The sequence below is a fragment of the Flavobacterium sp. LK-23 genome, from assembly GCF_058135255.1.
This window is the reverse complement of the sequence record NZ_JBYUVT010000002.1, coordinates 204838-216967: the sequence shown is the minus strand read 5'-3', so window position 1 is coordinate 216967 and position 12130 is coordinate 204838. Positions and strand designations below refer to the sequence as shown.

Sequence of the window (12130 nt, the reverse complement as noted above, 5' to 3'; positions counted from 1 at the left end):
CTTCGTTTGGAGGGCTTTTTTTCTAAAATGACAAAGCCTTTTTGTAATTTTTTAACTACGTTATTATGAATAAAATTAAAATATTTAGTGCCGTATGTCTTATTGCTTTCTCCTATTGCAATGCGCAAAAGAACGCAATAGTAGCGCATCGCGGAGCTTGGAAAAAGAATAATTTACCTGAAAATTCTATTGCATCATTAAGACATGCAATAGATTTAAAATTGCCAGGATCAGAGTTTGATGTTTGGAGAACAGCAGATGATTCACTTGTAATCAATCATGATGCTCATTACAACAAACTGCTTATTGAAGAAACAAATTATGCAGATTTGATAAAGTTTAAACTTTCTAACGGAGAAAAACTTCCAACGCTGTATGAATATATTTCCGAAGGAATGCGAAATAACAAGCACACACTTTTGGTTTGCGAAATTAAACCTTCGGAAATCAGTAAAGAAAGAGGACAAAAAACGGGTGTAGCAGCAGTCGAAACCATTAAAAAATTAAAAGCCAATAAAAATACCTGCTACATCAGTTTTGATTACGATATTCTAAAAAAAATCAGAGCAATAGATCCGAAAACTTCTCTGCAATATTTAGAAGGAAATAAATCTCCAAAAGAGGTAAAAGCGGATAAAATTAACGGTGTTGATTACCATTATTCTGTTTTTCAAAAACATCCTGAATGGATACAAGAAGCAAAGAATAATAAAATTATTCTAAACGCTTGGACTGTTAACGACGTTAAAGATATGGATTGGATTATTGCACACAAATTCAATTACATTACTACAAACGAACCCGAACTTTTAAAGGAAAGAAAAGAGATTAAAAAATAAGCTGTAAAGCTTAACTAAAAAATCTAACCATGAAGAATATATATAAACAATTTAAGCCAATTTTATTGCTTTCGATGCTTTTCGGAAGTAGTCTTTCGGCACAAAATTCTGGGAAAACAGAATGGTTTGACCCTAGTAGACCGGCGACAACATATTGTAATCCGATAAATATTGGGTACAATTTTACGACTCATAATCACAATGGAATTCCAGAATCACGTCGTTCAAGCGCCGATCCTGTAATTATTACGTATAAAGGCGAATATTATTTATTTGCTACCAATCAGGCAGGTTTCTTCTGGAGTAAAGACATGTCCGACTGGAATTTTGTTTATGGAAGTTTCCAAAGGCAGCCAGGCGATGATGACCAGTGTGCTCCTGCTGCTTGGGTTGTAAATGACACTTTATTCTATGTAGGTTCAACTTGGAAGAGAGATCATCCGATTTGGAAAACGGCAGACCCGAAATCGGGAAGATGGACACGTCACGTAGACAAAGCAATGTTACCAACTTGGGATCCAGCGATTTTTCAAGATGATGACAAAAAAGTATATATGTACTACGGTTCTAGCGGAAAACTACCACTTGTAGGTGTTGAGGTTGATTATAAAACTTGGCTTCCAAAAGGAAATCAAGCAGACTATGCAGAATTGTATAAGGCGACAGAAGTAGAGGATATTCAGAAAGTTTATGGACAAGTTAAGGAAGTCGCTATTTTGGATCCTTCGGCTCACGGATGGGAACGTTTTGGACCAAACAACGATATGGAACCTGCGCCGTGGGGGAATTTCATTGAAGGAGCTTGGATGACCAAACATAACGGAAAATATTACATGCAATATGGAGCGCCTGCTACCGAATTTAAAGGCTACGCAAATGGTGTTCATGTTGGAGATAATCCGTTAGGGCCATTTACGTACCAAAAACACAATCCGATGTCATATAAACCAGGCGGATTTGTAATTGGAGCAGGACACGGAAATACTTTCGCAGATAATTATGGAAATTACTGGAATACAGGAACGTGCAAAATCTCTATTAAAGATCGTTTTGAGCGTCGTATAGATATGTTTCCTGCCGGATTTGATAAAGATGATGTAATGTATTCGATCACAGCTTATGGGGATTTTCCAATTGTGTTGCCAACAGCTCAACGTGATCAAACAAAAGGAGCTTCTTCTGGATGGATGTTGCTTTCCTATAAAAAGCCTGTAACGGTTTCTTCTTCAGAAGAATGTATGGAAGTAGAAACACACAGAATGGATAATGGCGGTAAAAAAGTATATGAGAAATTCTGTTATGGACCAGAAAATCTTACCGATGAAAACATTCAAACCTATTGGTCTGCAAAAACTGACAATCCAGGAGAATGGCTTCAAATGGATTTGGGAAGACAAATGGAAATTAATGCTCTTCAGATTAATTATGCAGACCATAAAGCAACGCAGTTTAATAAAGCAATGGATATCTATTATCAATATAAAATCTATATGTCTGATGATGCTCAAAATTGGACTTTGGTTGTAGATAAATCTAAAAATGATAAAGATGCACCTCATGATTATGTAGAGCTTTCAAAATCTATTAAAGCGCGTTACATTAAAATGGAGAATATTCATAATGCATCTGGTTTGTTTGCAATTTCAGACTTTAGAGTTTTTGGAAACGGATTGGCAGCAAAACCAAAAGCAGTTGCTTCTTTTAAAGTCGATAGAAATAAAGCAGATTCTAGAAACGCTATGATTTCGTGGAAAAAACAAGCTGATGCTATTGGTTATAATATTTATTACGGAATCGAACCAGATAAATTGTATAACAGCATTATGGTTTTCGGTGATAATACCTATGATTTTAGAGGTTTAGATAAAGGAACAAAATATTATTTTACGATTGAGCCTTTTAATGAAAACGGAATCGGAACGAAAAATAAGATTATTGAAGTTAAATAGTCTTTATTTATAAAATCTGTAAAAGCTCTAATTGCAAATTGAAAAATTTGTAATTAGAGCTTTTTTTTGAGAAAAGGTTAAGAAAAAGAACTTAGAACTGTCAATAATTTTGTTCCTTTGTGAACGTGCCAAAAGCACTATAAACTCCAAAATTACTATCAAAACTATGAAAAAAACAATTCTTTTAACTGCATTAGTTTTAAGCGGATTGACATCTTTTGCTCAGACAAATGATGAAAAAAACATCAAATTATTTTATAAAAAAGCTTTAACCGAATCAAAATGTTACACTTGGTTAGAATATTTGTCTAACGATATCGGGGCTCGTTTGTCTGGATCTAAAGGTGCAGAACTGGCAGTTGACTATACTAAAAGACAATTAGAAAGTTTAGGACTAGATAAAGTTTATTTACAAGAAGTTATGGTACCTCATTGGGTACGTGGCGAAAAAGAAACGGCTTACATTCTTGATGGAAAAGTGAAAACTACTGTGCCGATTTGTGCACTTGGGGGTTCTGTAGCTACTGCAAAAACAGGTCTTACAGCAGAAATAATCGAAGTTCAAGGAATTAAAGAACTAAATGAACTTGGAGCAGATAAAGTGAAAGGAAAAATTATTTTTTATAACAGACCAATGAATCCTGAAAATATTGAAACTTTTACTTCTTACGGAGCTTGCGTAGACCAAAGATATGCAGGAGCAAAAGAAGCAGCAAAATTAGGTGCCGTTGGAACAATTGTTCGTTCTATGAATTTACGTTTAGACGATTTTCCTCATACAGGTACTCAAAGCTACGGTGATTTGCCAAAAGAACAATATATTCCAACAGCTGCTATTAGTACAAATGGAGCAGAATTGTTGAGTAAAACTTTAAAAAGAAATCCAGCTTTGAAATTTTATTTTAAACAATCTTGCGAAACTTTACCAGATGCATTGTCTTATAATGTAATTGGTGAATTGACAGGAAGCGTAACTCCAGAAAACATTATGGTTGTTGGAGGACATTTAGATTCTTGGGATTTAGCAGATGGTTCTCACGATGATGGAGCAGGGGTAGTGCAGAGTATGGAAGTAATTCGTATTTTGAAAAACTTAAACTACAAGCCAAAAAATACGATTCGTGTTGTATTGTTTATGAACGAAGAAAATGGAGGAAGAGGCGGAGCCAAATATGAAGAGGTTTCAAAACAAAATAAAGAAAACCACATTTTTGCTTTAGAAAGTGATTCAGGCGGATTTTCTCCAAGAGGATTTTCAATTGAAGCAGATGATGCTAATTTGAAAAAAATTCAAGGTTACAAAGACCTTTTTGAGCCTTATTTGGTACACAGTTTTACAATTGGCCATGCAGGTTCAGATATTAGCCATTTGACTTCTCAAGCTATTGTAAAAGCAGGTTTAAAACCAGATTCTCAGCGTTATTTTGATTACCACCACGCAGCAAACGATAAATTTGATGCAATCAATAAAAGAGAGCTTGAACTTGGTGCGGCAACAATGACCACATTAATGTATTTATTAGACCAAAACGGAATCGAAACTAAAAAAGCAAATTAAGTTTCAAAAAAATAAGACACAAAAAGCCATAAGTTTACTTGTGGCTTTTTTTATGTCAAGATTTCATCACAACAAAATAATAAAAAAAGAGGATTGGAATATTTGAAAATAAGATAAGAAGTTTTACTCCAATATCTTTTCGCTGTTCTGAGAGATGAATAAACAAATCTGTCAAATGCACAAACATAATTGCATTTACAATTATGGCTCCTAAAGCAAAAGGCCATGCAATAACTAATACCATAGCATTTCCGTTTGAAATGATGTAAAGAATAAATAGAATTGTACTGATTATAAATGTACCGATAGCTAATTCTGTAGACTGTTTTTCTTCAGAAGGATTATAAATTGTTTTCATGATTTTTAAATTTTAAAAGTTTGCTGAATAGTTTGAATTGGTAAAAAAAGCATTTTTGAAAAATCGAGGTAATGAAAAGCATTTGCCTTTTTCCCTCTTTTAAATTGCTGAATGAAATAGCTCATACGTTTCGGATAAAAAATAGTGCCAGTTAGTATGACCATAAACAAATACAAGCTTTTCTTCCCATTTCCGAGTAAATAATACTGCATTCCGATTTCTTCATAAACTGAAACTCCCGTATTGGTCAGTACATGAATGATGTCGTGATCTTCGAGTTTTTCCTGAATATCAAAATGATTTTTATAAAGAAAACTACCCAAGCTAAATCCTAGGCTTTCTTCAGGATAATCCATTAATTTAGTTTTATCAATATTCCAAGGCTGATTCTTCTTGAAATATTTTTGATACGGTTTTTTAGAACATTCATACAGTTTTTCAATCAAATAATCTCTCATAGGTTAGTTTTTATAAAGTTCTTTGAATTTCAAAGTAAATAGGTAAATAAAAAAGCTAGAAACAATAAAGCAATCTAGCTTTTTAAAATATTAGTAAGTGTCTATTACAGTTTTTAAAATAGTAGAATCGGCAAGGTCAGAAGGAGCAACGACTTTTTCCTCTAATGGTATATTGTTGCCATAACGTTCTTTTAGTATTTTCTGAACTCTCGGATCTTTCAAATTAAAATCTTTCAATTCTCTAAGTGGAGACAATTCGATTCCTGCAGCATTTTTATAAATTTTCCAGATCAATTCAGAGCAATATATCCTGTTATCAGTCCATTCAAAATAAGCATCATATTCTTTACCGTCAAACTGCTGGCTGTAGTCTTTCATTTTTTGTAAAACTTCGGGTTTTAAAACACTATCGTCTTTTAGTCGTTTAACAACATATTTATGATCTTTTCCATGTTGGATCCAATCTTCTAACGGAGTAAGCTTTACAGGCTGAACGGCTTCAAAAACAAACCATTTTCCGTTAACATCATAAATGATTCCACAATGAGAAAACTTCGAATTTGTGGCAATGCGAACTGCTTCACACTGTTTAGATTCTGATGTTTGAAAAATAAGATCTCCGTCTTTAAACTTGCTAACAGCTTTTTTTTCTGTTTTGGATGTTCCAGTAAACGGATTATTCGGAAAAACTTTTATAGCCACGAATAAGGCACAGCCAAAGCTTAAGAAAAAAGTAATAATCGGAAATAGATATTTTTTGTTTTTCATAAAGTAAAATTTAAAGTACTTTGAAGTACAAAGTAAATGATAAAAAAAATAGCTGCCAAATAAAATGGCAGCTATTTTCTAAATATATTTTACGAGATATTAGAGCCTAAAAATACCTCCAACAGCAATAATTCTTTGAAAATAAGTAAAGTGCTGAGAAGCTTTATCTTCATTGCTAGTAGTTGTTCTAATGTCTTGCATATTGATATAACCACCTTTTAACTCTCCTTGAATATAGAAATGCTTGAAGAAAGTAACGTTTAAACCAGCTTTTGCAGAAACACCATAACCTGAAACGTGAAAATCATCGTGACGTTCTTTACCTAAAAGAGTAGTATTTGTTTTAGGATATAAAACTCCAGCGCCAATACCTTCGGTTAAGTTAATCTGAACTTTATCAATATTTGGTAATCCAAACCATTTAGAAACATCATCAAATCTTGCAACTTCCGTATTAATGTAGTTTAAACCATCTGTATGTTCGTACATTAAAAAAGCTGGACCATTTACATTTATTTCACCATTGCCATAACCGCCTTCTTTCGCTCCTCCTTGGGACATATCTACAGGAGTATTGTTGTAATTACCATTGTAAATTGACGCGGGATCATCTGCAGGTAAATTGATGTTTCCGGTAACATTTGCGATTTGATTCTGTGACATTACATATTTCATATGGTCAACACCAATTGTAACACTATAATGATCACTAAAAAAGTAACCCAATCTCAAATTGGTTTGAGGAATAGTCATGTTAACAGGATTGATGTAATCAACATGCCATCCTTTTGGTTTGTCATGAGCAGCCATATTCTCAACTGTAAAGTTGTAATCTTTACCTCTAAAGTTTACATCAGATTTTGAGTAGCTTTCTCTGTTACCACCCCACATAACAAAGAATTTTCCTTTATTATGGGCAGCATATTTTTGTACTGGTATTTCTTCCTGAGCAAATGTGTTTAAAGAAACACAAGTCAGTAAGAAAAATAAAATTTTTGTTTTCAAAGAACTTAAGTATTATAAAAAATTAAAATGAGTTAACCGTTTTTCTAATAGCTACTAATTTGTTCATCAAACCTTCAAAATAGTCTAAATGAAGCATATTAGCACCATCACTTTTTGCATTTGCAGGATCAAAGTGTGTTTCGATAAAAATACCGTCAACGCCAACTGCGATACCAGCTTTTGCTACTGTTTCAATCATGTCAGGTCTTCCGCCTGTAACACCAGCAGTCTGATTTGGCTGTTGTAAAGAGTGTGTTACATCTAGAACTGTAGAAGCATATTGCTGCATAGTAGGAATACCTCTAAAATCAACAATCATGTCTTGGTAGCCAAACATAGTACCACGATCTGTAACCATAACATTCTCATTATTACAGTCTAAAACTTTTTGAACAGCATGTTTCATGCTCTCCGGACTCATAAATTGTCCTTTTTTCAAGTTTACCACTTTTCCAGTATTCGCAGCAGCCACAACAAGATCGGTCTGGCGTACTAAAAATGCAGGAATCTGTAAAACGTCAACGTATTGAGCTGCCATGTCAGCATCTTCGTTGGTATGGATATCTGTTACAGTTGGAACATGAAAAGTTTCTGAAACTTTTCTTAAGATTTTTAAAGCTTTTTCGTCACCGATACCAGAAAAACTGTCAATTCTAGAACGGTTTGCTTTTTTAAAAGATCCTTTAAATACATAAGGAATCTGAAGATTGTCGGTAATACCAACTAATTTTTCAGCAATTCGCAACGCCATTTCTTCTCCTTCGATAGCACAAGGCCCTGCCAATAAAAAGAAATTTCCGCTGTCAGTATGCTTAATTTGTGGAATATGTTGTAAGTTCATAAAATTATTTTTTGCACTGCAAAGGTAGTTATGATTTATGAATAGCAGATGAAGATTTAAGATTATTTTAAGAACTCGAATAGCTGACTAGGAGCTGAGTAGAATTAACGAATTGCTAAAATTTCTTTAAAACCATTAAGTGCTTTTTCCGAGGCAATATTAAAGCATCAAAAGAAACTAATAAATGACATTTATCATGTTCTAAAGTTTTACAGTTTAATGCAAGAAATATTAAGATTTATATCGTATTTCTTTTTGCTCGCCATCTCTTAATTAGAAATTGAATTACAAGAATCAATATCAGAACAAAAAGTAAAAAGAAACAAGCTACAGCCATTCCTACAAGTGGCATGCCACATCTCATAGGATTGGGATATTGTTCGTATTGTTTAGAAAAATTATAATCAGCAATATTAAAAGCTACAAAAGAAAGTACAATTTGCAGGATAAAATTGATCCAAGAAATTTGGCTGAATTTAAATGATGCAGATCTATAGATAGAAAATGTTCCCCAGATTAACTGTGATAATACAGGTAAAATAATCAGCAATAACGGTAGTATAGTAAGCATGGTCTTGATCTGAGATTATTTTATTTCAACCTCAATCCCATCGGAACCATTAAAATTCCTTTTTCATAAATGTTCAAATACAGTTTTACAGGCTTTTTCTGCCCTTCCCATTTCAACTCATAAACATTCAAAAATCCAGCGCCCATATTGCTTCTTTTGGTTGGAAACGGGCAACAGGTTTCTAATCTAGTATACGTAATTTTTTCGCCATTTGGACCAGCTAAAGCATTTAAGAAACGAGTTTCGTTTAAAGTCTCACTATTTGTATTTTGAAAAAATATATTAACAGGATAATCAGGATCATAACCGTACTTTTTGTCTTTAGCAAATTGCGTTATAGCAAACGTATTGTCCTTCTTCAAAATCAAATCAGGCGCATTATCATCAACATTTTTTAAAGTCGATTTTGTGCTTACGCAAGAAGAAGCAATGATTACTAAAACAATTAAAAGTGCTATTTTTTTCATGATTGAGGTGGTTGGAAAAGTTAAACTGTTTGCTGTTCTTTTTTTGGATTTAGTTTTAAGATACCAACTACAATCAGATATTGTGCCAGAAGATAAGTTAGCATAATAAAAAATGAGCTTTTAGGAATTGGAGCATAAAATTTATTTACAGCCAAAATACTATCAGAAATAATAAAGAAAACAGCCCCTAAAAACACAAGCTGATTTCCCGGCTTTTCCCACACTAAAAATCCGTTGAAAGCAAATAAAAGCATAATTGAAATTATCGAAGCGTAAATGGAAACAGGGATTTCAAGATCTCCTAAATGTGGCATTAATACAGAAACCATCCCTATTAAATAGACTGCAATTAATATACTGCCAAATATAAAAATAGGTTTGTTTTGCTTTTTTCTAATTCTTTTCTGCTTATTGAAAAGAATGCAGTAGATGATATGTGCAGATAGGAAACATAAGAGTCCTAAAATAAAATAAATTTCACCAAGATCTGTAAAAAGTAAGATGACATCTCCAAGCCAAGAGAGTACAAGCGCAGCTAATAAAATATTCTGTGTTGGAAAATTTCTATAGAAATAAGCGCCAAACCCAATAATTGGTATTAGAATGGGTTTAAGAAAAAGATCAAAACGTTCGTGGCCAGTGAGCAGAATAATGAGGTAAACCACACTAAATGCAGCATAAATTTTAAAAAAAGATGAGTTTCTCATAATAGGGGTTATGAATTGGTATATTGGTTTTGGTTGGTTTTAAAGTCAAAATTAACAAAATAAAGTGTTGTTAAAAAAGATAAAATCAGGTAGGTAAAAATAATATAATTACTAATTGGGATTGTACGATTTAGCCCAAACCAGTCTCCGTAATAGCCAATAATACCCATTACTATTGCTATTCGGGTGCCTTCCCATAAAAGAGCCAATCTATTTTTATCCATTAACTCTGTGTAGCTATATATGGTTACGAAAATAAAAAAACCGTAGATGAAAATATTGGGCAGACCAATTTTGGCAATATTTTCAAATAGATAGCTTACAAATAGTAAGGTTATTAAAACTTGTACGACCGACCAGTAAATTAATTTTTGAGAGTTTTGAGTGCCGTATTTCTCAAAATTAAAAACATTTTCAATTTTGTTTACAGGATATTTTTCTTCAAAATTTTCGGGGCGCCAGCCTGTTGGTTTAAACCAAATGGTGAGTTTGTCTTTCCATTTTGGAGCGCGCCAGGCATCTTTTATAAGCAAGCTCAAATGCTGAAAATTTATTTTAATAGGATTCCAAGTATTGGCAGGTCGTGTGATTCCGAAAACAGGAGGAACTTCGTCTAGTTCTTCTTGGAAAGTGCCAAAAAGTTTATCCCAAAAAATAAAAATCTGAGAGTGGTTTTTGTCTAGATATTCTGGATTAATGGCATGATGCACTCGATGATGCGAAGGAGTTACTAAAACATGCTCCAAAAAGCCCATTTTTTTGATATGTTTGGTATGATACCAAAATTGCAAAAATAAGTGAATAGGAAGCGTTATCGCAATTACTGAAGCAGGAACACCCAGTAAAGCAGCAGGAATCAATAAAAAAGTAAAGAGATTAACGAAACTAGCAATGGGCTGACGTAATGCGCAGGCAAGATTAAATTCTTCACTGCTGTGATGAATAGCATGTTTGTTCCAAAGAAAATTAATCTGATGCGCTAGTCGATGACTCCAATATCCGTAGAAATCAATCACAAAAAAGGCTATGAAATAAGACAAGACATTGACTTCTAAGTGTTGTAATGCAATTTTAGAAACCAGCCATTCATAAGAAAGAAAAGTGATACTGAGTCCTAAAACATCTTTTACAGAATTGGTTATTCCAGAACTAATGCTCGATACGCTGTCTATTAGTGGCGCTGTATCGTTTTTTACATAAATGCCGTATATTTTTTCAATGATAATTAAAGTCAAAAAAATGGGCATTGCAATAATCAATATCTTTCCATATTCTTCCATAAAAAAAGCATTCTATTTCGTTCAAATATAGAATAAAATCAAATGCTTTTTAAATTATTGTTAAATTAAACGGTTTTTAATGTGATATTTTGATTTAAAATAAGACAAATAAAAAACGCATTCTATTTTATTCGAATATAGAACAAAATAGAATGCGCTTTAAATTATGGATCAATTAAACAATTTCGGCGCTAAGTCCAGCTTCCAAAAGTTGTGTGCATTGAGGTTTAAGTTTTTCAATCGGACCCGTTTTTACAGTGCATTTTCCGTTGTAATGAACAATCAAAGAGCATTGTTCAGCTTGTTCAGCCGTATGGTCGCAAACACGCATAAGAGTATCGATTACGTGATCAAAAGTGTTTACATCATCATTATAAACAATGATCTCGTTATTAAAAGCAATGGCTTCTTTTTCGCGAACTCTTTCTCTTACTTTTTCTTTAGTACTCATATCTTATAGGTTTTGTACTGAGTTGATTATCAGTATCTAATTTACGTATTTTAAAGATACCCAGTTGTTTCTTTGAAGCTTTTTAACATAAGTTAATCCCTTTTCAACACATGAAGCGTCAATAAATGGAATGTCTTCTTCATAAAAACCGCTAAAAAGAATAATTCCTTTTGGGTTTAAAGCATCAACATAAGCCTGCATATCGTTCAACAAAATATTTCTGTTGATATTGGCAATGATTAAATCGTATTTTTTACCCGCTAATAAAGCCGCATCGCCCTCATAAACGCTGATATGTTTACAATTATTGCGTTCGGCATTTTCAATAGAATTTAAATAACACCAATTGTCAATATCAATGGCATCGATAGGTTCAGCGCCTTTCATTTCTGCTAAAATAGCTAAAATGGCAGTTCCGCAACCCATATCAAGTGTTTTTAAGCCTTTTACATCCATTTCCAATAAATGCTGAATCATCATATGAGTAGTTTCATGATGACCAGTACCGAAACTCATTTTAGGTTCGATCAAAATATCAAACTCAGCATCGGTTTTTGGGTGAAAAGGAGCTCTAACGTGGCATTTTCCATCAACATCGATTGGTTCGAAATTTTTTTCCCATTCTTCGTTCCAGTTTACCTGATCGATTTCTTCAATGGTATATTCAATTTTAAACTCTTCAGATTGTAAAATGTAAATATCATCCAGAATATTCTCATCCCATAAATCCTTCTTCACAAAAGCCGAAATTCCGTTTTCTGTTTCTGTAAAACTTTCAAACGCTTTTTCGCCCAATTCAGCAACTAAAATTTCTGATCCTAATTCTTTCGGCTCAATCGTAAAATGATATCCTAAATAGATGTTTGACATAAATAAAA

At 33.1% G+C, this 12130-nt stretch carries 14 protein-coding genes; 3 read left to right on the top strand and 11 right to left on the bottom strand.

Annotated elements, in window-relative coordinates:
• Positions 1–65 precede the first annotated feature (65 nt).
• The 3 genes from AC3Y25_RS04425 to AC3Y25_RS04415 all read left to right on the top strand — a co-directional run bounded on the left by AC3Y25_RS04425 (position 66) and on the right by AC3Y25_RS04415 (position 4346).
• Positions 66–839: a glycerophosphodiester phosphodiesterase family protein gene (locus tag AC3Y25_RS04425; RefSeq protein WP_489901876.1), complete on the top strand. Its 774-nt coding sequence runs from the start codon at positions 66–68 to the stop codon at positions 837–839.
• Positions 840–868: 29 nt separating this feature from the next.
• Positions 869–2788, top strand: coding sequence for a discoidin domain-containing protein (locus AC3Y25_RS04420; protein WP_489901875.1), 1920 nt, complete (start codon positions 869–871; stop codon positions 2786–2788).
• 166 nt (positions 2789–2954) lie between these two features.
• Positions 2955–4346, top strand: coding sequence for a M20/M25/M40 family metallo-hydrolase (locus AC3Y25_RS04415; RefSeq protein WP_489901874.1), 1392 nt, complete (start codon positions 2955–2957; stop codon positions 4344–4346).
• 55 nt (positions 4347–4401) lie between these two features.
• Here AC3Y25_RS04415 and AC3Y25_RS04410 read toward each other — a convergent pair whose 3' ends face one another.
• The 11 genes from AC3Y25_RS04410 to prmA form a co-directional block, all read right to left on the bottom strand.
• Positions 4402–4704 carry a hypothetical protein gene (locus AC3Y25_RS04410; RefSeq protein WP_489901873.1) on the bottom strand — a complete coding sequence of 101 codons (303 nt, stop codon included), beginning with the start codon at positions 4702–4704 and terminating at the stop codon, positions 4402–4404.
• A 5-nt stretch (positions 4705–4709) separates the two neighbouring features.
• Positions 4710–5162, bottom strand: a complete 453-nt coding sequence (locus AC3Y25_RS04405; RefSeq protein WP_427873130.1) for a hypothetical protein — start codon at positions 5160–5162, stop codon at positions 4710–4712.
• 90 nt (positions 5163–5252) lie between these two features.
• Positions 5253–5930 carry a YiiX family permuted papain-like enzyme gene (locus AC3Y25_RS04400; RefSeq protein ID WP_489901872.1) on the bottom strand — a complete coding sequence of 226 codons (678 nt, stop codon included), beginning with the start codon at positions 5928–5930 and terminating at the stop codon, positions 5253–5255.
• Positions 5931–6029: 99 nt separating this feature from the next.
• The gene (locus tag AC3Y25_RS04395; RefSeq protein ID WP_320492617.1) at positions 6030–6935 is read right to left on the bottom strand and encodes a hypothetical protein; all 906 of its coding nucleotides are present in this window, start codon (positions 6933–6935) and stop codon (positions 6030–6032) included.
• Positions 6936–6957: 22 nt separating this feature from the next.
• Positions 6958–7776, bottom strand: coding sequence for a 3-deoxy-8-phosphooctulonate synthase (gene kdsA / locus AC3Y25_RS04390; RefSeq protein WP_427873133.1), 819 nt, complete (start codon positions 7774–7776; stop codon positions 6958–6960).
• 238 nt (positions 7777–8014) lie between these two features.
• Complete coding sequence (locus AC3Y25_RS04385) at positions 8015–8347, bottom strand: hypothetical protein (RefSeq protein ID WP_489901871.1); 333 nt, start codon at positions 8345–8347, stop codon at positions 8015–8017.
• Positions 8348–8367: 20 nt separating this feature from the next.
• On the bottom strand, positions 8368–8814 hold the full coding sequence (locus tag AC3Y25_RS04380) for a 2-dehydro-3-deoxyphosphooctonate aldolase (RefSeq protein WP_489901870.1): 447 nt from the start codon (positions 8812–8814) through the stop codon (positions 8368–8370).
• Positions 8815–8834: 20 nt separating this feature from the next.
• Positions 8835–9521, bottom strand: a complete 687-nt coding sequence (locus tag AC3Y25_RS04375) for a lysoplasmalogenase (RefSeq protein ID WP_489901869.1) — start codon at positions 9519–9521, stop codon at positions 8835–8837.
• A gap of 8 nt (positions 9522–9529) precedes the next feature.
• Positions 9530–10801, bottom strand: coding sequence for a sterol desaturase family protein (locus AC3Y25_RS04370; protein WP_489901868.1), 1272 nt, complete (start codon positions 10799–10801; stop codon positions 9530–9532).
• 175 nt (positions 10802–10976) lie between these two features.
• A complete protein-coding gene (locus AC3Y25_RS04365) occupies positions 10977–11252 on the bottom strand; it encodes an ATP-dependent Clp protease adaptor ClpS (RefSeq protein WP_095927736.1) in 276 nt (91 codons plus the stop codon).
• Between the two features lie 36 nt (positions 11253–11288).
• Positions 11289–12122: a 50S ribosomal protein L11 methyltransferase gene (gene prmA, locus AC3Y25_RS04360; protein ID WP_111424285.1), complete on the bottom strand. Its 834-nt coding sequence runs from the start codon at positions 12120–12122 to the stop codon at positions 11289–11291.
• Positions 12123–12130: the final 8 nt, after the last annotated feature.

Bases quoted from the DNA above. Each gene is read 5' to 3' on its own strand.
- AC3Y25_RS04385 (WP_489901871.1), bottom strand. From the start codon at position 8,347: ATGCTTACTATACTACCGTTATTGCTGATTATTTTACCTGTATTATCA.
- kdsA (WP_427873133.1), bottom strand. From the start codon at position 7,776: ATGAACTTACAACATATTCCACAAATTAAGCATACTGACAGCGGAAAT.
- prmA (WP_111424285.1), bottom strand. From the start codon at position 12,122: ATGTCAAACATCTATTTAGGATATCATTTTACGATTGAGCCGAAAGAA.
- AC3Y25_RS04410 (WP_489901873.1), bottom strand. From the start codon at position 4,704: ATGAAAACAATTTATAATCCTTCTGAAGAAAAACAGTCTACAGAATTA.
- AC3Y25_RS04405 (WP_427873130.1), bottom strand. From the start codon at position 5,162: ATGAGAGATTATTTGATTGAAAAACTGTATGAATGTTCTAAAAAACCG.
- AC3Y25_RS04400 (WP_489901872.1), bottom strand. From the start codon at position 5,930: ATGAAAAACAAAAAATATCTATTTCCGATTATTACTTTTTTCTTAAGC.
- AC3Y25_RS04370 (WP_489901868.1), bottom strand. From the start codon at position 10,801: ATGGAAGAATATGGAAAGATATTGATTATTGCAATGCCCATTTTTTTG.
- AC3Y25_RS04380 (WP_489901870.1), bottom strand. From the start codon at position 8,814: ATGAAAAAAATAGCACTTTTAATTGTTTTAGTAATCATTGCTTCTTCT.
- AC3Y25_RS04420 (WP_489901875.1), top strand. From the start codon at position 869: ATGAAGAATATATATAAACAATTTAAGCCAATTTTATTGCTTTCGATG.
- AC3Y25_RS04365 (WP_095927736.1), bottom strand. From the start codon at position 11,252: ATGAGTACTAAAGAAAAAGTAAGAGAAAGAGTTCGCGAAAAAGAAGCC.
- AC3Y25_RS04425 (WP_489901876.1), top strand. From the start codon at position 66: ATGAATAAAATTAAAATATTTAGTGCCGTATGTCTTATTGCTTTCTCC.
- AC3Y25_RS04375 (WP_489901869.1), bottom strand. From the start codon at position 9,521: ATGAGAAACTCATCTTTTTTTAAAATTTATGCTGCATTTAGTGTGGTT.
- AC3Y25_RS04415 (WP_489901874.1), top strand. From the start codon at position 2,955: ATGAAAAAAACAATTCTTTTAACTGCATTAGTTTTAAGCGGATTGACA.